Genomic DNA, 22,018 nt, shown 5'->3' with positions numbered 1-22,018 from the left:
TGAGTGAGTGTTTCACTCGGAATTACGCTGAGGAGCTCCCAACCCTCGGCGACGTCATCGAACAGCGCGACAATCTCGGCATCATAATGCGCGTCATCCAGCGCCCTCGAGAGCTGTTGCCGCGCGGCTGGAAAATGTGGCCCTCCCTCAGCGTGCCACAGGCACGGAGAGCCATAGGATCCGTTTTTATTTAATAGTTCTTTATAGGCGGCGCCCTTTCGGACCTGCGGTGCTTCTTTATACGCAGGTCCCTTTTGGACCCGCGGAGCCGCGGTTCCGTTTTGGCCCCGCGGGATTGGGGAGTTATCCACAAGGCGGCTTAAGGGTTCCGGGACATCCCGGACCACGTAATCCATCTCGCCGAAGCGCTGGTCATCCAAAATCCGCCGTTGCTCGCGTGTTACGTAGCCGGCGCTGATCAACTCCCGGAAAATGCGTTGCAGCTTTTTCTTGCCAATCCTGAGGGTGCGCCCGACATGATCAAGCCGAACCTGCCAGTTATGAGGGCGCGACAGGAGAAAGCCGAGAACACCCTTGGCCTCGATCGACAGACGCTTGTCGAGGAACATTGCGTTTGGCACGATTGTGAAATGGGCCCGGTGCTCGCGGCGAATGATGGTCACCGCTGAGACTGAGCCCAATCGGCTATTAACGGAACCGGTTGACGCATGGCGACAGGCGCTGCTGGCTCTGCCGTGAGCAAACCAGCTGGTCTGGAAGGATGAGAGCACACCTGATTAGCGCTAAGTGTGCGTGGAACAACCGCAGCGCCTATGGGGGCAATTTTTGGTTGGCGCTTGAGCATGTAATTGAAAGTCATGCCAAAATGTGCCACGTGCGCTGTGTGGCATGAATGGCCCAATTCTACGCTGCAGCACGCCAGGGCTACCGAGGTCCAACGCCGTCCGAATGACCGTCCGTTGCTTTGGGCGCACCACAAGAACGCCGGCGTCGCGGACAAAGCTCGTGCTCTATCCAAACGAGGCTATCAGTACCTTGTCCCGCTTATCGTCAGCGCGACGCGCGTTCCGAGCTCACATTCCGAGTCCGAGCGTGCGTTTTCGCTCAAAGTCCCACGATATTCCCGACTCCCGGACGATGCCGCTGATCTGCCGGCCCAGCCGCTCATCCATGATGGGCCGCCATGGGACCAGGGTGAACTCATGAGCATTCTCGATGAGGGCGTATTTGCCTGAGTTGAGTTGGGTCGTCCCCGTGAAGACGCCGGTGACGCGCTCGCCCTCGCTTGCGACGTGGAATGGCAAGCGGGTCTGGCCCTCCAGGGCCTTTCCTGCACGCGCGATCTCCTGCCGCTCCAGGCGGGCGATGAGATCCCTTGGCGCGCGGAGGCCGCCCTCCGGCGTGCGCCAGGCGTGACCTTTCGCGACGAGGGTCTCCGTGCGCCTTTCCATAGCCTGGCGAACTTCCGCGCCAAAATCTCCTTGAACGATCGGCAAGCGATGGGTGGACATCAGCTCCCGGTCAAGCCAGGTGGCGCCGTCCGCGCCGATCTGAGACTCGAGGTCAAGATTGGAAAGAAGCCTGATGGACGTCCGTCCCCGGCGCGGGGCGTCGTAATCGGCGGCGCGCTTCTCAAAATCACCGGGAATCCGCCAATGATCGGCGTCGATCAGTTCGACGATCCCCGCCCGGCGCAGGGCCTCCAGCCGGCGGACGTGGCTTTGGACGTAGGACTCGTAATCGCCGCCTGGAACGCGGAGGTCGGCGGCCTCGGCCATAACGCGATGTGTGCTCGGATGATAGTCGCCGGTGTCTCGCGCAAGCTCGGCGATATTACGATCCGCGGGACGCGGGACTTTTGGCGCCGGAGTAATCTCGACAATCGTTCCGATCTTCGCCTCTTCGACTGCCGCCGCCTCTCCCACCGCGACATGATGGACGCGGCCATCGACGCCGTCGACAATGAGGCCGAGGCGCTCGCCGAGCTCGTCGGTTAGCCCCTTGCCGATCACCCGGCCAACTATCGACGAGGAGGCCTGCTCGCCGTGCAGGACATAGCTGCCGAGCGCCCGCTCTTCGCCGCGGGCAGTGAGCGCGCGATTGATCGCCTTGACGATATCACCACGCTCGCCCAGATCCCGCAAAGTCGGCTCTAACTTTTCCGACAAGGCCCACGCACCCGGCTCGATCTCTGTCGCGAGGCCGTAACGCCGCAGGGTCTGTAAACGGCCGATGCGGAGCGTGTGATCAAAATCGGCGCGAAGCTGACCGGCTTCGGGCCGCAGATCAAGCACGCTTTCCTGTGCTTCCGCGATCATTGCCCGGTCGATCCGGGTGAAGCGCTCGGCGGTTATCTCGGCCGTGAGTTTGTGTCGCAATTCGAGGTCGGACTCCGGTCCCAATTCCAGGGTCGCCCGCTCCTGGGCGCGCAGCCGCACGCCATCGGTGATGTAGTCCTGGGCGATAATGAGATCCTTGCCCGTCTCGTCCTTACCCCGGATGACGACATGGCTGTGCGGATGGCCGGTGTTGAAATGGTCGACGGCGACCCAATCGAGCTCCGTTCCAAGATCTTGCTCCATCTGGCCCATGACGTCGCGGGTGAAGCCGCGAAGATCCGTAAGCCGATCGCTGTCCTCGGGCGCGACGATGAAGCGGAATTGGTGGCGGTCCTCCCGCCCGCGCTCCACAAACTCACTTCCGTCCGCCGCATCGGTCTGCAGCCCATACAGCCTTCCGCGTTCTCCTTCCCGGGTCGTTCCATCGCGCTGCAGGTAACGGAGATGGGCGGCGGCGCCCTTGCTCGTCCGTTTCAGCCTGACAATCCGCGCTTTCACCACCACGCGGCGCAGCCGCTCGCCGGGGCCACGTTGCTCGGTGGAACGCTTCAAACGATCGGCTGCCGCTTGGCCTCGGCCGATACGGCAACATCTCCCTTTCCGGGGCCGGTTTCCACCACTCCCTCGTCCCCCGTCCCCCCGCATTTGCGCGGCCGTCAGCGGGCCGCCGTTTGCTTTTGCTGCCGCCTTCAGGACCTGGTTCACAAATGATGTCGAGCGCTGCCCCGCACGGGTCCCGCGATCGCGAATGCGGCCGGGGCGCGGTTGGAAGTCGGAGGCGTTGTCGTGGCTCATACGCGAGAGATTGCGCCAGCTCCGGCCCCACGCAAGCCAAAACCCGCGCACCTCGTGCCATGTCGTTGAAAAAGAAAGGCAATGCGGGGCGGCTAACATTGCACCAAAGCAAACGAAGCAAAAAAATAATGTGCAGACAAGACCTTACAGGCAAACGAAAGTTTGCTTTAATCTTGCCATAACCTCTCCCCACGTAAGCGTCCGGTTCTCGCACATCGATTTGGGGGTGCGTTGGCGGTCCATTTCGGGTTCCTTCGTGAATGGGAGGATCTCCGGTGGCTTCGAAACACTTCGAGAACAAAGTGCGGCGCTCGTATTGGCCGGTGCACGTTGAGACTTGGCGCGGGAGCGGCGTTAGTCGCGCTGAATATTGCCGGCGCCATAAGCTGAACGAGTGCACGTTCGTCCATTGGCTGAAGGTGCTGGACACGCTGGAATCGTTGCGCAACAAGGCGCGCGAGCGGCGTAAACGGACGTGCGAGCCGGTGTCCAGAAACAAACAAAACAAGGCCGTCGAGGCGTTCTGGGCGATGCACGTCGAGGCGATGAACTGGAGTGGCGTCAGCGCCAAAGACTATGCCGCCGCGCACCACATCTCGGTCTATACCCTGCGCACGTGGCGCGCCCGGCTGGATGCGGATCCGCTGCGGATCGATTGGCGGGCGCGTCTTCGTCCGAGCGTCCGCGCGAAAATAAGCAAAGATGTTAGCAGCGCCGCTAAGGATCGTCCGACTGAAACGGTGTTGACAGACGTGGCCAAGAGTGATCCGCCGCGTGATCGGCGCTCGAACCGGCGCAATTTCACGGACGAGGAAAAGCTCTCCATCGTGCTTGAAACGGAGCAGCCCGGCACGAGCATGGCGGCAATCTGCCGTCAATATGACATCGCAACCAGCATGGTATTCCGTTGGCGCATCCAGTTTGGCTTTTGCGAGAAGAAGCGTGCGAAACTTGCGGCCGTGAAGCTGGCCGATGGACAAACCAGTTCATCTTCGACGCCGCTTATGCTGCACGATCTAATACCGCCGCCCGACGGTATGACGGTGGTCGAACTCGATGACGGGCGTCGTGTCTTCGCGCCGGTCGGCAGCGATCCGGATGCGGTTCGGCGCCACGTTCTCGAGCAGGAGGCGGTACGATGATGATCGTTCCAGCCGGCGTGAAAGTGCATTTGGCGCTGGGCTACACCGACATGAGGAAGGGTATGGACGGGTTGGCGATGCTCGTTCAGGATATGCTGAAGAAGGCCCCTTTCTGCGGCCACCTCTTCGCCTTCCGGGGCAAGAAGGCGCAGGTCGTCAAGATCTTGTTCTGGGATGGGAACGGGCTGTGTCTGTTCACCAAGCGGCTCGATCAGGGCGGGTTCGTGTGGCCGCGCATGATTGAGCCGGGCGGCACGATCACCTTGTCTCCGGCGCAGCTTTCCGTGTTGATTGAAGGCATCGATTGGCGTGTTCCGGAGCGGGTGTGGAGACACGCGATCGCCGGCTGATAATGAGCGAAAACCTAAGCAACATAAGGGAAATCTTCTGGGTCTGAATCGCCTTCCGAGGTAGAATTAGACATGCGAATCGATCTCGACAATCTGCCTGTCGATATGACTCTTCTGCACCATTTGGTGCGCGACATGGCGACCGTTGTCGAGAGCCGCGACAGCGAGATCGAACGCCTTCAGCTCATCATCAAAAAGCTCCAGCGGGCGCAATTCGGGCGCCGCTCCGAAGTCGGCTGTTGCCGACTTCGGTATTTAATGCGCAAGTCGGAAACATCCAACTTGCGAAGCGCCTCGATCCCAGCCAGATGGCGCTTTCCCCGGAAGACCACGATGGCGATATCGCGCGCGTCCGCGTATCAACGGTGGAGACAAAATGTGCTGGATCGCGGCGAGATAGTGTACCAGTTAGGTTAAGAGAAAAGGGCTGCGAAGCCCTGGTTTGGTGTTGGGCTGGCGCGTGCTTCGAGGCGCGCCTCGCTACGCAACGCGAGACTCGAAGCACACGGGGTTGATTTAGAGGGCTGACTTGACAATTCAAAAATAAGCGCAGAGTCCTATACAAAAATCGCTCCATAAAATGTCGCCGTCCGCGCGCAAAAAGCAAGAGGGAGGAGCAGCATGAAAATACGTGGGCAGGACGTCCTAATTCCGACGAGTATGGTCGGCAACTACCCGAACCCGAGGTGGTGGGACGCAGGGTGGGCGCGCCATTTCCATGGCGACCGAGAGCCGCCGGATTCCATGAGTCGCGAAGCGCTCGAGGATGCGATTGGGGCCATCGCCGTCGACCAGGAGAACGCGGGTCTCGACATCATCTCGGATGGCCGTGTCCATGGCGACAATTACGCCGACAACGCGGTCTACCACTATTTTCGCTGCATGGGCTACAACCTTCGAGGCGGACATCTCGGTTTCCCGATCTATAGCCGGCTGCATTCCGGCACCGTCGAGCAGGAGATCAAGCGGCGCGGCGCCATGATGGTCGAGCAGGCGCGGGCCCTCAAGCGGGCGACGAGCAAGCCTACCAAAGTCCAATACACCGGCGTCCAAGTCCTCGCGCAATGCACAAACGATCTCTACTACAAGAGTTCCCGCGACCGTGCGCTGGCTATTGCGAAGGCCATGAACGAGGACATTCTGGAGGTCGATGCAATGGGCATCGATTTCATCCAGCTGGATGAATTCACCTGGCCCTATTTTTACGAGGACTGGGCCATTGAGGCATTCAACACTGCTGTCGAGGGCGTCAAGCACGCGCGCATTGTCGTCCATGTCTGCTGGGGTAATTGGGGCGGAACTCCGGCTTACTTTGCGGACGATACCGGGAAGCCCGGCGAAATCTATGACTTGACGAAACGTAAGGAAAAAGCGAACGCGCCGGCGGCGACACGTGCGATCGTGCCGAAAGCTTACGAAGCGCGCATCAACGTCCTCAACCTGGAGAACTGCGGCAGACGCGTCGACGATATGTCGGGTCTCGACGCCTTCAAGGAATTTCCGCTGCCCGACAATATCGACTTCTGGGCCGGGGTAATCGATGTGAAGAGCACGATCACCGAAACGGCCACTCAAGTGGCAGACCGAATCAATGCACTGCTAAAAGTCATTCCGGCCGATCGATTGGGCGTTACCACCGATTGTGGCCTGATCCTGTTGCAGAGATACATCGCTCAGGACAAGATCCATGCCCTGGTCGAGGGGACCAACCTCGTCCGCGACAAGCTGCAGCACGCCGTAGCTGCCGAGTGACTTAACCGTGTGGCGGGGGTGCCGGAGGGTCCCCGCCACACCTGCCACCAGGGGAGTTGAAATGCCAGTTTACACAATCGTCTGTCCCGACTGCGAGCGTGTAGCGAAGAGCCTCGTACTGAAGGGGGCTCGCATGCCCACCGAATGGACGTGCTCGGGATGCGGCGGCCGCCGCGCGCGGCCAGATCCAGAAAAGCGTCCAGAGCCCCATCCTTGGGAGAGCGGGCATGGTGCCGGTTGTCACTGTTGCGGCGGCTGACCAAGAGGACATTTGTAAGAACAAGGGCGATTTCGACGCCCCGATGAGGCGAGACGAATGATGGATCAGTTCGCCACGAAAGGGTCTGATCCGTCCTTCCTGACAATCGAGCAGTGGGCGAGGAAGATCGAGGAGGCGCTCGAGAGGCCAAACGTCGTCGGGCCCATTAGGAATATCCGGGACGACGACCGGCGGGAATTCGACGCCATCTTTATCGGCGGCGGAGCTGCGGGGCGATTCGGATCGGCCTATCTACGCGCATTAGGCGGCCGTCAGCTTATCATCGATCGCTGGCCTTTTCTCGGGGGCTCCTGCCCACACAATGCTTGCGTCCCCCACCACCTCTTCTCAGATTGTGCGGCGGAATTGATGCTAGCCCGCACGTTCTCTGGAACCCTCTGGTTTCCGGACATGACGGGACGAACGACCTCGATCAAGGAGGTGGTCGACCTGTTCCGGCGTGGCCGAACTGGGCCGCATGCCGTCATGAACTACCAGAGCAAGGAGCAACTCGACATCGAGTTCGTGCTGAACGCATCGGCCCGAATCCTCGACGCTCACACCATCGAGGCGGCCGGCGAGATTTTTCGGGCGCGCACCCTGGTCCTGGCCCTTGGCTCCGAGCCGATTCGCCTCAATACGCTCGGCCGCGATCTCCATGGCATCCACGATTACGCGACTCTGGTCGAGACGCTCGACCGCGAGCCGGGCGAGTCCATAGTGGTCGTCGGGGGCAGCAAGACAGCAGTTGAATATGGTTGTTTTTTCAATGCCACTGGTCGTCGCGTGATCATGCTGGTCCGCGATCGCCTTCTTAAGTTGATTAGCGATGGCGAAACCCGCACCTACGCCATCGACCGGATGCGAGAGCAAGGAATAGAGATTCTCGAAGGCGCGACGGTGTCCGCCATCCTCGGGGATGCTGAGGGCCGAGTCGCCCGGGTTGTCGCCGATACCCCCTCGGGTGAGCTCGAAATCGCGACGGACTTCGTGTTTCAGGCGCTTGGCGAACGGCCGCGGTCGCGGCTGGCGGTCGAGGCGCTCGGCGTCGCCATCGACGACAGCGGCGCCGTGGTCGTCGACGAGCAGCTGCGGACGTCCATCCCCGATGTTTATGCGGTAGGCGATCTCATTGGCGCGCCCATGGAGATGTTCAAGGCGCGCAAGAGCGGTGCTTATGCCGCGCGCGCCATAATGGGCGAGAAAGTCAGCTATCGGCCGTCCGACTGGCCGGACTTTCTGCACACTCACTACGAGGTGAGCTGGCTTGGCCTTGGCGAGGAGGAGGCGCGTGCGCGCTATCGGAGCGTCGTCATCCTGAAGATGCCTCCCGATAACCCCAATGGCCTGGACATCGGCCTGCCAGCGAGCGACCGGACGATGCTCTACGCCATGGCGCGTCCCCACATGTCAGGCTTCCAGAAACTGGTCCTCGATGGCGAGACCCGGCGGGTGCTTGGGGCCCACCATGTCGGCTACGGCGCCAAGGACGCCTTCCAGTACCTCAACGTCTTGGTCAAAAAGGGCTTGACCATCGATGAGTTGGCCGAGATGGACGAGCTTTTTCTTAACCCGACGCACTTCATCCAGCTGTCGCGACTGCGGGCCGGCCATCGGGAGTTGCGAAGCCTATGAGTCGGGTGGTGATGGTGACCGGAGCGGCGTCGGGAATTGGAGCTGGGCTGGCCTCGCACTTCGTCAGCCTGGGAGACCGCGTGATCGCCCTCGACATGGACAGGGGAGGGCTCGCGTCGCTGGCCGATCAGCTTGCCAGTCCGAATCTTTTGCCTGCTGTCGCCGACGTCACAGATGATGCGCAGCTGGAAAGGGCGTTGGCTGAGTCTACTGCGCACTTCGGCCACCCGGAGGTCCTCGTCAACAACGCCGGCACGACCGGTGGCCCGCAAGCGACAACCCTGCACGAAACCCCGCCCGACGTGGTCGATCGCGTTATCGATGTGAATCTGCGAGCCGTCATCCGGCTCACCGCCGCAGTGCTGCCGGCCATGCTGGAACGGCGCCGCGGCGTCATCGTGAACATTGCCTCGGTGGCCGGGCTGGTAGCGTTCCCGGCCAGGGCCGCCTACTCAATCACCAAGGCCGCGGTCATTCAGGTCACCCGGGCCATTGCCGTCGACTACGGCCACCAGGGCATCCGGTCCGTTGCCTTGTGCCCGGGAATGATCGACACGCCGATGACTCATTGGCGGCTCGCCCAGCCCGCATTGCGGGAGGAGGTGCTGGCCCGCATTCCCCAAAGGACCATTGGCACTGTATCAGATGTCGTCAGCGCGGCGGCCTTTTTCGCCAGCGACGAGGCCAGGTACTGCAACGGCGCCGCCATCCCCATTGACGGCGGCTACCTAGCGATCTGATCGACACAAGCACGTTTGGTCTTCCGTCGGAGGTTCAAGAATGTCGAAGCGAGTGGAAGGCAAGAGGATGATGACCACTGACTCCGGCCCCGGGATCGGCCCATGATGGAAGGAGTCATGTTCGACTACATCATTGTCGGTGGCGGATCAGCGGGGTGCGTCTTGGCAAGCCGATTGACGGGGGATCCTGCCTGCCGGGTATTGTTGCTCGAAGCCGGCGGCGAGGATGACGAACCCTCGATCCGGATACCGGCATTCTATGGACGTCTCCAGGACAGCCCCTATGACTGGGCTTACAGAACTCTTCCCCAGGCGCATTTGAATGGGCGCCGAATCTTTGTCCCTCAAGGCCGGGTGCTCGGCGGATCGAGCTCCATCAATTACATGATCTACATCCGCGGAAATCGCGGTGACTACGACGAATGGCGTCGCTGCGGAAATGAGGGCTGGAGCTACGACGACGTCTTGCCTTATTTCGTGAAAGCCGAGGGCAATAAGACCCTTTCCGACCGCTATCACGGCGCGGACGGTCCCCTTAGGGTCGAAAGCCATTCGCCTTCGAACCCTCTCGTCGAACGCTATCTCGCCGCCGCGCAGGAGGTGGGCATCCCGTTCAACCCAGACTTCAATGGAGAGTTTCAGGAAGGCTGCGGTCCTTTGCAGGCCACGCTCGCCAACCGCGCCCGCTGCAGCGCTGCTGATGCATATCTTCACCCCGCGCGCTCGCGTCCGAACCTGACCATCCTGACCCACGCCCAGGCGACCAAGCTGATTTTCACCGGAGCGCGCGCAGTGGGAGTCGAATATCTCCACTTCGGAGCCTTCGAGCGCGCGCGCGCGGCCTGTGAGGTCATCGTTTCCGCAGGCGCTTTGCGTTCACCGCAGTTACTGATGCTTTCCGGAATCGGACCAAAGGGCGAACTCAAGCGGCAGGGGATCGATGTTCGCCTGGATCTCCCGGGTGTGGGAAAGAATCTGCAGGATCACCTTCACACGAGAGTGCGTTGCGAGATCATGCAACCGCTCACCTTCGCCCCGCTTCCCGATGAAATGAAGGCGGCCGAACTTCAGAAGTACGAAGCGCATCGAGGCGGCGCGCTCGGCTCGAACTTCCTGGAGGCAGGAGCTTTTGTCAAAAGCGAACCAAAAGAGGCGAATCCCGCACTGCAACTATTCTTCCTGATGACTCTCTCTCCTGATTACCCCGAAGCCGGGCCGCCAAACCGGCATGGTATAACCTTCACCTCCTATATCAATCGGCCGCTTAGCCGCGGCGAGATCACACTCGCTTCGTCCGATCCCCTTGATCGGCCGATGATCAACTTCAACTACTTGAGCGTATCCGACGACATGAGATGCGCCGTTTCAGGTGTGCGTTGGAACCTCAGAATTCTGTACGCCAGGCCATTCGATGACATCCGTGGCGAGGAGATAGCGCCGGGAGTGAATGTGAGAAGCGACACGGATATCGAGTCCTTCATTAGGCGCACCGCCTCCACCACTTGGCACCCGGCTGGCACATGCAAGATGGGCAATGACGAGATGGCGGTCGTTGATCCCCGTCTGAAAGTGCGCGGAACTGAAGGATTGCGGGTCGTGGACGCGTCGATCATGCCGACGATCGTGGGCGGCAACACGAACGCGCCAACGATCATGATAGCCGAGAAGGCGGCGGATCTGATTCGCAACCCCTCCCGGTAGGGCGTACTATCTTCTTTTTTCGGCCGGTCTGAGCCCCGGGTCTCGTCGCCATTCGGCAACTTAATGAATTGCCGCCCGTTGCGGTGGGTAATCGTGATTTTCCGAGGGAGGTCTGAGAATGTCGAAGCGATGGGAGGATAGGAGAGCAGCAAGGATCACCGGTGCTGTTTTTGTCATGGCGGTCGATAGCGGCATGGCGGCGATTTGACAGAAGGCGGCAAGATGGCTCGGACCCCACGCCCCGTATATACCGACCACGACAAGCGGACGACGCTTGAGGATCTCGCAGCACGGGTCGCCGATGGCGCCCTTGTCGCGGTCGGCGGCGGCCTGTCCTCGCGTGAGCCCATGGCCTTGTTGCGGGCCATGCTGCGCCATGGCGTCAAGGGTCTCACCGTAGTGGGCTCGGCGCATGGCATTGATATCGACCTGCTGAGCGGCGGCGGCGCCATTTCGCGGTCTTCCGAGAGCTATGTCGGTTTCGAGCAGGATTTTGGCATGGCGCCGAATTACCGGCGCGCGCTGGAATCCGGAACCGTCAGCGTTGATGACAGCTGCTGCTACACTCTGGTGCAGCAGTTGCGAGCCGCGATCCAAGGCTTACCTTTCATGCCCGTGCGGTCGGTCCGAGGCACCAGCTTTCTCTCGCTTCACCCGGAGTATAGGCAAATGGTTTGCCCCTTTACCGGCGAAGAGCTGCTTCTGGTGCCGGCAATCGAGCCCGACGTTGCCCTCGTTCACGCCCAGTATGGGGACGCTCAGGGCAACCTACTGATCCAGGGACCGCCGGTTGCCGACATTCTGTTCGCGAAGGCGTCCCGCGCTGTGCTGGCGACCGTCGAAGAGATCGTCCCGACCGAGCGGCTAAGCGAACTTGGCGGTGTCACCATCCCGTATTTCTATGTGACTGCTGTGAGCGAGGTCCCGTTTGGCGCGCATCCCACCGCCTGCTATCCCCTCTATGCCTACGACCGGCGCCATACCGCCCTGTACTACGAGGCCGCCCGCAAAGGCGCCGGCACCTTCTCGGTCGAGTATCTCTCTGTTTTCGTCCACGGCGTGCCAGACCACGCCGATTATCTGGCGCGGATCGGCGGCGAAAAGACCCGCGCCCGTCTTTCCTCCTGGTGCGACGGTCCCGAAGCCTGGAAACGGCTCTACCTGGATGAGGCGGTGGCATGACGACAAGCTGCACCCTGGGCGAGATGATGATTGCAACGCTCGCCCGCACGATAGAGGATGGAACGCTGGTCTTCCACGGATTCGGATCGCCGCTGATCCAGCTCGCCATGCATGTGGCTAAGCGGACCCATGCGCCCCGCATGGTCTTGGTGGCCGGTGCCACCTATGGCGTCAACCCCGAACCGCCCTTCCTAGCCCCAACGACTAATGACTGGGTGATGGACCGCGGTGCATCATCATCGCTCGCTATTGGTGAGCTGTTCGACCTCGCAGCGGCAGGGCGCATGGGACGGATGTTTCTCTCCGGCCTACAGATCGACAGATGGGGCAACTGCAACGTTACTGCGCTGGGCTATCCGAATATCACGCTCAAATTGCCCGGCGGCGGTGGTGGCTGTAATCTGTCCTGCGACGCCGCCTACGTCACCCTTTGGACCACGGCCCATCGTTCCCCGGAGGACGCCAAGGGCCAGCGCCGATTCCGTCTGGTAGAGGACTGCGATTTCATCACCAATCTCGGCCATCGCACTCGAGACGGACGGCCGGCAAAGGAGCTCGGCCATCGCGGCAACGGCCCCCAATGGCTTGTGACCGAACTCGGCTTGTTTGACTTCGATGCCGACGGGAAGGCTCGTCTAATTGCGGTGTACCCCGACACCTCAATAGACGAGGTTCTAGAGAACACGGGCTTCACGCCCGGGCTCGCCGCCCAGGTCGAGACGATTCCAGCGCCGGAGCGCTCCGTGGTCGAACTCATCCGGCGGCTCGATCCGCTCAAGGTCCACGAGAAGGAGATCCGCGCCGAGGATATGCGGCGCGGATATGCAATCGCCTAGGGGCTTGGGAGGAAAGTCTTATGCCCGCATCAGCCGGCCCGCTCCACTCCACCGCCAAGCCTGTCCGCCCACTGTTCAAGGACAAGCTCAACGTCGTTCCGCTGCCATACCGCGGGGTCAGCGTCCAGGGCTATGACGGCCCAATGACGGAGCATGGCATTGCGAGCTTCTTCCTCGGCCGGGAGACGTACCGCCGCACCGAGTTTATCGTGCTTTGCGCGCCGGACGGAAGACACGCGATAATCGCCGTCGATGCCACCGACCGGGAGCCTCTTTTCGCGCCGATCGTGCATGTGGAGGTCTTGGCTCTACCGGATTCCTGCGCTTACGTGCGCGAGCCCCAAACCGACTGTGCAAACCGGTCGGCCCTAGCCGCACTGGCGAGGCGCCACGGCATCGGCAAAGACCGGACGCTGATCTGCGAAGGGAAATACGACCACGTCAACTTCATCCATCATCCGAGTCCCTTCGTTCTTAAAGTCGTCGAAGTAGCTCCTCCCGAGCCTCCGAAGCTCTTCGACCTCGTTTGCCACGTTCTCAGTTACGCCGATCTACCTCCGATCATCCCGGTCCTTGAGCGTATAGAACTAAAAGATCTTGTGCGGGACATCTCGGTGCCGGCCTTCCTGGTCCCCTGCAGATCAGGGGGCCTCGACGACCTCGGCGCCCCGGTTTACTACCTCGACGAGCGGCCCGCCAAACGCCGCGACTGGACCCTGATCGGCTGCGAACGTAGCCTGCAGTTCCACCGCCACTTCTATGGCGATGAGCCGCGGCGAGTAGAAATGTGCCCGCGCATTATTGCCGGCCGCCGGCGCGAGCCGACCATCCTGAAATGCTGTCTTTGGGAATTCGACATCGAACGTGAGGGCGAGATCATGGTGGTCCCGTGGGGAGCAAACCTGTCGATGATTGAACAGGCCTTGAGGGAGCTGTCGCGTGACATCGACTGGGTTTAGATCGCCCTGGCAGGGCGTATGGTCCCTCGACGTGATCGTAAACCGCAGGATCCGCCGGCCGCGGACGACCGGTGTCACGATGATCATTGACACCGGCCTCGGTGCCACCGCCTTGCGGGACATCTTGGCGCTGGCGGGCGAGCATATCGACCATTGGAAGTTCGGTTTCGGCACCTCAGCCTTGATGCCGCTGGCGATTCTTGAGGAGAAGCTGGCACTACTCCGTGAGCGCGACGTCTTGACTTATCCCGGCGGCACCTTGCTCGAAGCGGCCATCGTTCAGCAGCATTGCCGCGTCTTCATGCGACACGCGAAGGAGCTGGGGTTCGGGGCGATCGAGATTTCCGAGGGGACGATCGACCTGCCCGGAGACCGTCGCCGGCGGGTCATAGACTGCGCGCGCGACGCGGGGCTTGTCGCCATCACCGAGGTTGGCCGCAAAGATCCTAAGCGGCAGCCGACGGCTGAGGAACTGGCCGAGCAGGTCTTGAAGGATCTGACCTGGGGCGCCTCCTGGGTGATCATCGAAGGCAGGGAGTGCGGCCAAGGCATCGGCATTTACGACCAGAAGGGCGAAATCCGCACCAGTTTCCTTGACGAGATCATCGGATTGGTCGGCGATTCCGCGCCTCGCCTGATTTGGGAGGCTCCCCTCGGCACCCAGCAGGCCTATTTGGTTTGCCGCTTCGGCGCCAATGTTAGCCTGGGCAATATCCGACCGCAAGAATGCCTTGCTCTGGAGGCCCTGCGCTGCGGCTTGCGTTTCGAAACGTTTTCGACGGTCGCCAATCAATCCATCGGTTCCGGCCGCTGGGATCCGGCGCGGGTTGAGAATGCGGTCCCGATCGGACCCGCCCGGAGAGAAAAATGAGGCCGACCATCCCCTTCCGCGAAATCCCCGGCGCCGCCGTTCTGGAGGTCGGGGAACGGTTGATGGAAGCGCCATCGAGGTGCCTCACCGACATTGCGTTCAGTCGCGAGCTGCAAGCGCAACAAGGCCTGACCCGGTCGATCGGGTGGGTCGATCTCGCACATACGATGACCCTTGCCGAGCGAGGCATCATCCCTCGCGATAGCGCCCGCGCCTTGATCGCAGCTCTTCTTGCGCTCGACAAGGCGCCATCCTCCTTCTCGCCGACCGGCGGTTACGGCGACCTGTACACGAATCGGGAGGCATGGCTCGCCGAACGCACCGAGGCGGTCGGCTGGCTGGGCGTCGCACGGGCCCGGCGCGAGGCGCTGACAACGGCCTATCATCTGACTCTCTGCGACGAACTACTTGGCCTCGGCGAGGCCCTGGCCAAGGCGGCCGAGGCCCTCAATGCAGTCTCCTTGCGGCACCGAGACGCTTTGATGCCCGACTATACCTATCTACAGGCGGCCCAACCGACCACATTTGGCCATTACATTCAGTCCTTTGCTTGGCCGATGCTGCGCGACCTCGATCGGGTCCGCGCCCTTTACGACCGGGTCGACGAGTGCCCGGCTGGCATCGGCAGTTCCAACGGCTCGGTAACGATGCAGGATCGGCGCAAGCTGGCCGACCGGCTAGGTTTTCGCGAGCCGGTTCGACACGCCCGCGATGCCATGTGGCAGGCCGACATTGCCCTTGAAGCATCTGCCGTTGCCGTGATGGCGGCGGTTAATTTGGATCGCTTGGTGGAGGATCTGATGATCTTCTCCTCGGCCGAATTCGGGTTCGTCAGGCTGGCCGACCGCCACGCTCGGGCTAGTAAAATCATGCCGCAAAAGCGCAATCCATTCGCACTGGCCTTCGTCAGGGCTGTGGCAAATCGACTGATTGGCGCGCAGGCTGGAATCGCCGCTGCTGCCCGGACACCTTCGGGCCAGATGGACAATCGCTTTTTCGCCTATGAGGCGGTGCCGGACGCGGTGCGCTCCGCTGGCGAGGTTGCGTCCCTGGTCGCCGAATGCGTGGATGGGCTGAGCATAAACGAGGCCCGTGCCCTTGCCGCCTTGGACGATCGGTCGACATGCGCTTCCGATCTCGCCGAGCGCCTGATGGGGGCAACCGGAATCGATTATCGCTCCGCCCATGGAGTTGTTGGCCGTCTCGTCGGAACGCTGGAAGAGAATGGCCGTAGTTTAGCCGAGGCGACCGTGAGCGACGTCGGCAACGCCTTGCGGGCCGCTGGCCTGCCAACCGATGGCGTCTCTGATGGATTGGTCGCAGCGGCGCTCGATCCGGCGGCCTGCGTCGCAGTGAGGACCGATGTTGGCGGAGCTGCACCGGAAGAGGTGACGGCGATGGCTTCCGTACTGACTGAGGCGGTTGGTGAGCGCCGCCACGACTTCGAGGCCGCGCGCGCACGCCGGGAAATTGCCCTCCGCCGCCTCCACACCGAGGCGGAGACGTTCGTGGGAGACGCCAAATGACGGAATGGTCATTCGGCTCGGCCATCTATGGCGATGCGTGGGCTACGCAGGAGATGCGGGCGCTATTCGCCGATGTGCCGCGAACTCGGCGATGGCTCGATCTGCTGGACCTGTTGGCGGAAATCCAGGCTGAGCATGAGCTCATTCCAGCGGAGGCGGCCCGAGACATTCAGGCGACATGCCGATCGATCGTGGTCGACGCTGGCTTTCTGGGGGAGTGCCGGGAAGGATACCAAGCAACCTGCCATTCGATGGCCGGCCTTATCGCGGCCGTCGGGCGCCGATGCTCCTCGTCCGGTGGCGAATGGTTCTACTTCGGGGCCACTGTCCAGGATCTTACCGATACATGGCTCATACTTACGCTGCGCGAAGCGCGCGGCCTGCTTGTCGCCGACCTCGAGCGCGCGATGGTGACGACGGCTGAACTTTGCCGCCGCCACCGCGACACGGCCATGGCCGGGCGAACCCACGGCCAGCAAGGCTTGCCGATCACCTTCGGCTTCAAGGCTGCAGGGTGGCTCGCCGAGCTGCGACGTCACCGGCAACGTTTCGACGAGGCCACAAAGCGGATGGACATCGGCCAGCTTTGCGGCGGCGTCGGTAGTCTTTCGGCCATGGGTACCCAGGCGCTGGCGGTGCAAAAGCAATTTTTCGGGCGTCTCGGCCTGCGTGAGCCGGACATGTCATGGACGGCGAGCCGCGATATCCTAGCCGAATGGGCGCATCTGCTCGTGCTTTCCACCGGCACCGCCGATCGGATTGGCCATGAAATTTACAACCTGCAGCGCGACGAGATCGCCGAACTCCGCGAACCATCCCTAGCCGGCGGGGTGGGCAGCATCACAATGCCGCACAAACGCAACCCGGAGATGGCCGAGCATCTCGGAACCCTGGCCCGAGTGGTGCGGGCCAATGCCGGGCTTCTTACCGAAGGCTTGGTTCACGACCACGAGCGCGATGGCAGGTCGTGGAAGGCGGAATGGCATGCCGTGCCGGAGCTAACCATGGCGGCAAGCAAGGCCCATGCCTTGCTCGCGTCCCTACTCGCCGGGCTAGAGGTGCGAGCCGACCGCATGCGCGCCAATGTGGAAGCTTCTGGAGGGCATCTCTTTTCGGAAGCCCTCGTGCTCGCCCTCGCCCGCCACATCGGTAAGCAGACAGCGCATCGTGTGGTTCAACGGCTGGCCGCCTCGGCGCGGAGCGAAGACAAGTCCTTCGCCGTCATCGCTGCGGAGGATCCGGACATCCGTGTTCACCTGACGGAGAAGGAAATCGGCCGACTGTTTTCCATTGAGGCCCACACCGGGCAGTGTCAAGAGCTGGTAGACCGGGTCCTAAATGGGAGCCCGCCGTGACCTCCTGGACCGCCGACCTCGATGCGCTGCCGCGTCTGTCGCTCGTGACGGAACCGACGCCGCTCGCCCCCGCCTGCCGCCTTTCGGCTGCGCTTGGCGGCCCACAACTGTGGTTCAAGCGGGATGATCTCCTCCCGTTTGCATTCGGCGGCAATAAGGTTCGTTCCTTGGATCTCATCATCGCCGAAGCGCTGCGCCAAGGCGCCGACACTTTGGTTACCGGTGCCGGTCCCCTCTCGAACCACGTACGGGCTAGCGCTGGAGTGGCTGCCATGACCGGATTACGTTGTGTCGCCATTTACTGGGGGGAACCGCCGTTGAGGGCCGAAGGAAACCATTGGTTGACCCGAGTGCTCGGGGCGGAGATTGTCTTTACCGGCGATGCGGACCGCGCTTCTGTGGATCGCGGAATCGAGGCCTCCGCAGCCAAGGTTGTCGCGCGGGGCGGTCGACCTTTTAGCGTTCCTCGCGGAGGCGCTTGCGCCCTCGGTGTCCTGGCCCACGTACTGGCGGTACGCGAGACCCTCGAACAGTGCGCGGTTCTCGGCATCATGCCGCGAGCAGTAGTTATGGCCGTGGGAGGGGCCGGAACGCTGGCAGGGTGGCTATTAGGCACCGCGTTGTTCGGCGCAGTTTGGCGGCTGGAAGCGATCACCGTTAGCCGGCCGGCAGTTGAGGCTTTGGCGCGAGCCCGGAATTTAGCGGCCGAAGCAGCCGCCGTGCTCGATTGTCCTGCGCAGCTCAGTAGCGTCGAACTCTGCGTCCATGATGGCTTCCTCGGAGTGGGGTACGGCGTACCGTCGCCACAAGGGCAAAACGCGATTGCCGCAACAGCGCGCGCCGAAGGCGTATTCCTCGATCCCACCTATACTGGCAAAGCCATGGCCGGCTACAGCGCGCTACTATCGCAAGGCCGCTATGCCGGTGCGGATGACGTTCTCTTTCTGCATACCGGTGGCGCACCGAGCCTGTTCACCGCTGCCGTGGAGGGAATGTCGTGACTGATTGGCAAGACGCTCTGTTCACCCCGCGCCGAGTGGCGGTCGTCGGAGCTTCGGCCTCTCAAGGCAAAGCTGGAGCCTTGTTCCTGCGTAATCTGACGGCAGTTGAGGCGGGCTTCGCCGGCGAGGTCGTTGCGATCCATCCGTCGGCCAGCGAGATCCTGGGTTGTCCAGCCTATCCCAGTCTCGGAGCTGTTCCCGAGCCGGTCGATTTGGCGATCGTCATCACGCCGCCGACGGCTGTGCCGGACGTAATTGCCGACTGCGGCGCCGCAGGGGTTCCTGTCGTTATCGTTATCAGCGGCGGCTTCGCCGAGACTGGGCCACGCGGCGTCGAGCTGCAGCGCAAGGTGGCCAGCATAGCGGCTGCACATGGAGTGCGGATTCTCGGCCCGAACTGTTTTGGCGTCATCAACACCGCGTCCGGCCTCAACGGTTCCCTATCCATCGGCTTGCCCGGACGCGGGGGCATTTCCCTGCTCACTCAGAGTGGAGCCTATGGAATGGCGGCGTATTCGCGCTCGGTGGATGACGGCATTGGCTTCGCCAAGATTGCTGCCCTTGGCAATAAGATTGACCTCAATGAAGTCGAGCTACTCGAATTTATGGGGCGGGATCCGGAGACGAAGGTCGTCGCCATGCTGCTAGAATCGATCTCCGATGGCCGCCGGCTGTTCGAGGCAGCGGCGGCGGTAGTGATGAGAAAGCCCGTGGTGGTGTTGAAGACAGGGTGTCATCCCGACGCCCAAAGGGCAGCAGCCAGCCACACGGCCGCGCTCTCCGGCGACGAGGCGATCATTTTCGCGGCGCTCCGTCAGGCAGGCGTTCATCTCGTCGAAGATGGCCTGGCGCTTCTCGACGTGGCCGCTTCCCTCGATCGCCAGCCGCCACTGCGCGGCCGCAATATCGGCATCGTCACCAATTCCGGCGGCGCAGGCGTGGAGCTGACCGATCTGCTCGAGTCGAAAGGTCTCGCCGTTCCAGCTCTATCACCGGGGCTGCAAGCGACGATCGCAAGCCAACTGCCGCCGCAAGGTTCGGCCGTCAATCCTATCGACGTCACGACCGACTGGCAGCGCTTCGCCGCAATGTACGAATTTACGGTTGAAGCACTAATGACGTCCAGCGAAGTGGACGCAGTTGTTCCCATCCTGTTGCAGCGCTCGGCGCTAATGCCTGAGGTCTGCGACGCCGTCATTGCGGCGAGTGAACGAGCGCGTCAGCGAGGCTCAATCAAGCCGATCCACGTCTGCTGGGTGGCGCAGCGATCGGCTGACGCCAATCGCAATAAGCTGCAAGCGGCCGGGGTGCCCTGCCACGCTTGGCCTGGGGCGACAGCTGCTGCTCTTGCCGCCACTGTCTCGCGACCGATCCGACCACTGGCGCGCCTGTCTGCAGGCGAGCCAATTCCGCAGCCTGCGGCTGTCGACGACGCGGGCTGGTTGAACTCGGCCGCCGCACTTTCTCTGCTGCAGCAGGCGGGCTTCCCCGTGGCGCGCTGGATCGTAGTTACTGACCCTGCCGCTGCAGCCGCGGCGGCAGCCAAGTTGCAATTTCCGGTCGTCCTCAAGGCCGAGCGCCCCAAGTTGACGCATAAAAGCGACGCAGGCGCCGTGCGCCTGGGCCTCACCGATGGCGCCGCCGTCGCCGAGGCATTCGAGGATTTCTCTCGCCGGCTAGGCGCCGGCCCGGCTCTTTTGCAGCGGCAGGCGGGACCTGGTGCCGAACTGATCCTCGGGGCTCGGCGTGATCCGCTCTTTGGGCCGATCGTAATGGCCGGCCTCGGCGGTGTGTGGACGGAAATCTTGGATGACGTGGCCCTGCGCTTGGCGCCGATCGAAGCCGAGGAAGCGCGGACCATGCTGGATGAGCTGAAAGGCCGTAAGCTATTTGCCGGATATCGAGGCCGCCCGCCAATCGATCTCTTTCGATTCTCCCGATTGATCGCCGACCTGTCGCAATGGTTCTGCGCCGCCACCTGGCTCGGCGAACTGGACCTCAATCCCATCATCGCGGATAGCGATGAATTCACTATCGTCGACGTGCGCATGCGCGTCGCCGATTCTGTGGCGCTCGCTTGAGCAAGAAGGAGGGCGAGACCATGCAGACGCTCACGAAGGCTCCCGCTGTTGTTGCCGCCGAAGACGAGGCGCGCTGCGAAATAGAAGCGATGGTGGGGCGGGCGCGCGATGCGCAGGCCGCAATAGGAAACTATGCCCAGGAACAGGCGGACGCCCTGGTCACGGCGGTGGGGTGGCAGGTCTACAAGTCGCGCGAGGCGCTGGCCAAACTTGCAGTCGAAGAGGGAGGCTTTGGTAATGTTCAAGACAAGATCGCCAAGTTCGCCAATCGCGTGATGGGAACCCTGGCCGACATGGCTTCGATCAAGACCTGTGGCATCGTCGAGGAAGACCCGGCGCGTGGCTTGGTCAAGATCGCCAAGCCGGTCGGCGTCATTGCCGCTCTCATTCCCACCACGGGGCCGGACGCCACGCCACCGGTTAAGGCGCTAGGGGCGCTAAAGGCGCGCAATGCGATCATCATCGCGCCCCATCCGCGGACCAGGAAGACGTCCGCGGCGGTTGTCGAGGTCATGCGCAAGGGATGTCTGCAGGTCGGAGCGCCAGCCGACCTCATCCAGGTCATCGAACGTCCGTCGATTGCAAAGACCGAACTGCTGATGCGCATGAGCGACTTGATTGTTGCGACGGGCGGCGCCGGCATGGTGAAAGCGGCGTACAGCTCCGGGACGCCGGCCTATGGCGTTGGAGTCGGCAATGCCGTGCATGTCGTCGATGAGAGCGCCGACCTCGACGACGCCGCGCAAATGATCGCCAACGCGAAGACCTTCGATTACGCGACGAGCTGCCTCGCCGACAATTCCGTCGCCGCCCACTCCTCCATCTACGAAACACTGAAGGGTAAGCTCATCGAGCGCGGCGGTCATGTTTGCACTCCGGCCGAAAAAGCCCACCTGCAAGCCGTTATGTGGCCGAAGGATGGGCACATTCCGTTGATCGAGGTTGTCGCTAAGCCCGCTGCCCGGATTGCCGAATTGGCTGGAATCGAGATCGCTCCGGACCGCACTTTCCTCGTGGTCGAGGAGGAGGGCGTCGGCGAGGTCCATCCGTTTTCGGGAGAAAAGCTGTCGGTGGTGCTTGCACTCTACCGATACAGCGGGGGTATTGACGGCGCGGTCGACCTGGTCAACCAAATCACACAGTACCAAGGCGCCGGTCACACGTGCGGTATCCACAGCAGTCGCAACGATCATGTCCTGGCATTGGCCCTTGGCACCAAAACGGCGCGCGTAATGGTCAACCAGAGCATGAACGAAGGGGCAGGCAGCGTTCGCAATGGGCTTCCCTACACTCTTTCGCTATCCTGCGGATCCTGGGGCGGGAATATCACGACCGAGAACGTCAATGTCCGCCATTTCTTCAATCTAACCTGGGTCTCCCGCCCGATGACGCCGCGCCGACTAGTGGCGGATGAGATATTCGGCGCTCACTGGGCAAAATACGGCAATGAGTGAGCGTGGTGCCCGCATAGTTAGGCGACGCGATTCGATCGACTCGTCAATTTCCGGCGTTTCTATAGGCGCAAATGGGTGG

18 protein-coding genes (1 of these 18 only partly in view) are annotated in these 22,018 nt (G+C 62.1%); 15 read left to right on the top strand and 3 right to left on the bottom strand.

Features of this window, described 5'->3' with window-relative positions:
• Nucleotides 1-623, bottom strand: the 5' portion of a protein-coding gene (locus tag QEV83_RS11440; RefSeq protein WP_280127865.1) for a hypothetical protein. 118 nt of this gene lie to the left of the window's left edge; 623 of the gene's 741 nt are visible here — the first part of the coding sequence; the start codon lies at nt 621-623; the stop codon falls past the left edge of the window.
• 411 nt (nt 624-1,034) lie between these two features.
• Entirely contained in the window at nt 1,035-2,852 is a 1,818-nt protein-coding gene (locus QEV83_RS11435) for a relaxase/mobilization nuclease and DUF3363 domain-containing protein (RefSeq protein ID WP_348273221.1), read from the bottom strand.
• Between the two features lie 662 nt (nt 2,853-3,514).
• On the opposite strand from QEV83_RS11435, the gene QEV83_RS11430 reads away from it, so the two are divergent.
• Together QEV83_RS11430 and tnpB are read left to right on the top strand one after the other, a co-directional pair.
• Nucleotides 3,515-4,237, top strand: coding sequence for a transposase (locus tag QEV83_RS11430; RefSeq protein WP_280127863.1), 723 nt, complete (start codon nt 3,515-3,517; stop codon nt 4,235-4,237).
• Nucleotides 4,234-4,587 (top strand): IS66 family insertion sequence element accessory protein TnpB, encoded by a 354-nt coding sequence (gene tnpB, locus QEV83_RS11425; protein WP_280127862.1) that lies wholly within the window; start codon nt 4,234-4,236, stop codon nt 4,585-4,587. The genes QEV83_RS11430 and tnpB overlap by 4 nt, the downstream gene beginning before the upstream one ends.
• Nucleotides 4,588-4,653: 66 nt before the next feature.
• On the opposite strand, the gene QEV83_RS11420 is transcribed toward tnpB, so the two are convergent.
• Nucleotides 4,654-4,800, bottom strand: a complete 147-nt coding sequence (locus tag QEV83_RS11420) for a hypothetical protein (RefSeq protein ID WP_280127861.1) — start codon at nt 4,798-4,800, stop codon at nt 4,654-4,656.
• Nucleotides 4,801-5,247: 447 nt separating this feature from the next.
• Here QEV83_RS11420 and QEV83_RS11415 point away from each other — a divergent pair, with 447 nt between their 5' ends.
• The 13 genes from QEV83_RS11415 (at nt 5,248) to QEV83_RS11355 (ending at nt 21,939) form a co-directional block, all read left to right on the top strand.
• Nucleotides 5,248-6,339, top strand: coding sequence for a cobalamin-independent methionine synthase II family protein (locus QEV83_RS11415; RefSeq protein WP_280127860.1), 1,092 nt, complete (start codon nt 5,248-5,250; stop codon nt 6,337-6,339).
• Nucleotides 6,340-6,655: 316 nt separating this feature from the next.
• Nucleotides 6,656-8,233 (top strand): NAD(P)/FAD-dependent oxidoreductase, encoded by a 1,578-nt coding sequence (locus QEV83_RS11410; protein WP_280127859.1) that lies wholly within the window; start codon nt 6,656-6,658, stop codon nt 8,231-8,233.
• Nucleotides 8,230-8,973, top strand: a complete 744-nt coding sequence (locus QEV83_RS11405; protein ID WP_348273220.1) for an SDR family oxidoreductase — start codon at nt 8,230-8,232, stop codon at nt 8,971-8,973. The genes QEV83_RS11410 and QEV83_RS11405 overlap by 4 nt, the downstream gene beginning before the upstream one ends.
• Before the next feature lie 102 nt (nt 8,974-9,075).
• Nucleotides 9,076-10,674, top strand: a complete 1,599-nt coding sequence (locus QEV83_RS11400; RefSeq protein WP_348273219.1) for a GMC family oxidoreductase N-terminal domain-containing protein — start codon at nt 9,076-9,078, stop codon at nt 10,672-10,674.
• 222 nt (nt 10,675-10,896) lie between these two features.
• Nucleotides 10,897-11,856 carry a CoA-transferase gene (locus tag QEV83_RS11395; RefSeq protein WP_280127858.1) on the top strand — a complete coding sequence of 320 codons (960 nt, stop codon included), beginning with the start codon at nt 10,897-10,899 and terminating at the stop codon, nt 11,854-11,856.
• On the top strand, nt 11,853-12,692 hold the full coding sequence (locus QEV83_RS11390; protein ID WP_280127857.1) for a CoA-transferase: 840 nt from the start codon (nt 11,853-11,855) through the stop codon (nt 12,690-12,692). Before QEV83_RS11395 ends, QEV83_RS11390 begins: the two co-directional genes overlap by 4 nt.
• 20 nt (nt 12,693-12,712) lie before the next feature.
• Nucleotides 12,713-13,651, top strand: a complete 939-nt coding sequence (locus QEV83_RS11385) for a hypothetical protein (protein ID WP_280127856.1) — start codon at nt 12,713-12,715, stop codon at nt 13,649-13,651.
• 79 nt (nt 13,652-13,730) lie between these two features.
• Nucleotides 13,731-14,522 (top strand): phosphosulfolactate synthase, encoded by a 792-nt coding sequence (locus tag QEV83_RS11380; protein WP_280127855.1) that lies wholly within the window; start codon nt 13,731-13,733, stop codon nt 14,520-14,522.
• A complete protein-coding gene (locus tag QEV83_RS11375) occupies nt 14,519-16,048 on the top strand; it encodes a lyase family protein (RefSeq protein ID WP_280127854.1) in 1,530 nt (509 codons plus the stop codon). The genes QEV83_RS11380 and QEV83_RS11375 overlap by 4 nt, the downstream gene beginning before the upstream one ends.
• Nucleotides 16,045-17,403 (top strand): adenylosuccinate lyase family protein, encoded by a 1,359-nt coding sequence (locus tag QEV83_RS11370; protein WP_280127853.1) that lies wholly within the window; start codon nt 16,045-16,047, stop codon nt 17,401-17,403. Before QEV83_RS11375 ends, QEV83_RS11370 begins: the two co-directional genes overlap by 4 nt.
• Nucleotides 17,400-18,404 carry a pyridoxal-phosphate dependent enzyme gene (locus QEV83_RS11365; RefSeq protein WP_280127852.1) on the top strand — a complete coding sequence of 335 codons (1,005 nt, stop codon included), beginning with the start codon at nt 17,400-17,402 and terminating at the stop codon, nt 18,402-18,404. Before QEV83_RS11370 ends, QEV83_RS11365 begins: the two co-directional genes overlap by 4 nt.
• A complete protein-coding gene (locus tag QEV83_RS11360) occupies nt 18,401-20,485 on the top strand; it encodes an acetate--CoA ligase family protein (protein WP_280127851.1) in 2,085 nt (694 codons plus the stop codon). Before QEV83_RS11365 ends, QEV83_RS11360 begins: the two co-directional genes overlap by 4 nt.
• A complete protein-coding gene (locus tag QEV83_RS11355; protein WP_280127850.1) occupies nt 20,482-21,939 on the top strand; it encodes an aldehyde dehydrogenase family protein in 1,458 nt (485 codons plus the stop codon). Before QEV83_RS11360 ends, QEV83_RS11355 begins: the two co-directional genes overlap by 4 nt.
• Nucleotides 21,940-22,018: the final 79 nt, after the last annotated feature.

The sequence above is a fragment of the Methylocapsa sp. D3K7 genome, assembly GCF_029855125.1.
In the GTDB taxonomy this organism is placed as follows: Bacteria; Pseudomonadota; Alphaproteobacteria; order Rhizobiales; family Beijerinckiaceae; genus Methylocapsa.
This window is presented reverse-complemented; position numbering and strand designations above follow the sequence as displayed.

Bases quoted from the DNA above. Each gene is read 5' to 3' on its own strand.
- QEV83_RS11385 (WP_280127856.1), top strand. From the start codon at position 12,713: ATGCCCGCATCAGCCGGCCCGCTCCACTCCACCGCCAAGCCTGTCCGC.
- QEV83_RS11400 (WP_348273219.1), top strand. From the start codon at position 9,076: ATGATGGAAGGAGTCATGTTCGACTACATCATTGTCGGTGGCGGATCA.
- QEV83_RS11415 (WP_280127860.1), top strand. From the start codon at position 5,248: ATGGTCGGCAACTACCCGAACCCGAGGTGGTGGGACGCAGGGTGGGCG.
- QEV83_RS11370 (WP_280127853.1), top strand. From the start codon at position 16,045: ATGACGGAATGGTCATTCGGCTCGGCCATCTATGGCGATGCGTGGGCT.
- QEV83_RS11395 (WP_280127858.1), top strand. From the start codon at position 10,897: ATGGCTCGGACCCCACGCCCCGTATATACCGACCACGACAAGCGGACG.
- QEV83_RS11375 (WP_280127854.1), top strand. From the start codon at position 14,519: ATGAGGCCGACCATCCCCTTCCGCGAAATCCCCGGCGCCGCCGTTCTG.
- QEV83_RS11380 (WP_280127855.1), top strand. From the start codon at position 13,731: ATGATCATTGACACCGGCCTCGGTGCCACCGCCTTGCGGGACATCTTG.
- tnpB (WP_280127862.1), top strand. From the start codon at position 4,234: ATGATGATCGTTCCAGCCGGCGTGAAAGTGCATTTGGCGCTGGGCTAC.
- QEV83_RS11405 (WP_348273220.1), top strand. From the start codon at position 8,230: ATGAGTCGGGTGGTGATGGTGACCGGAGCGGCGTCGGGAATTGGAGCT.
- QEV83_RS11390 (WP_280127857.1), top strand. From the start codon at position 11,853: ATGACGACAAGCTGCACCCTGGGCGAGATGATGATTGCAACGCTCGCC.
- QEV83_RS11410 (WP_280127859.1), top strand. From the start codon at position 6,656: ATGATGGATCAGTTCGCCACGAAAGGGTCTGATCCGTCCTTCCTGACA.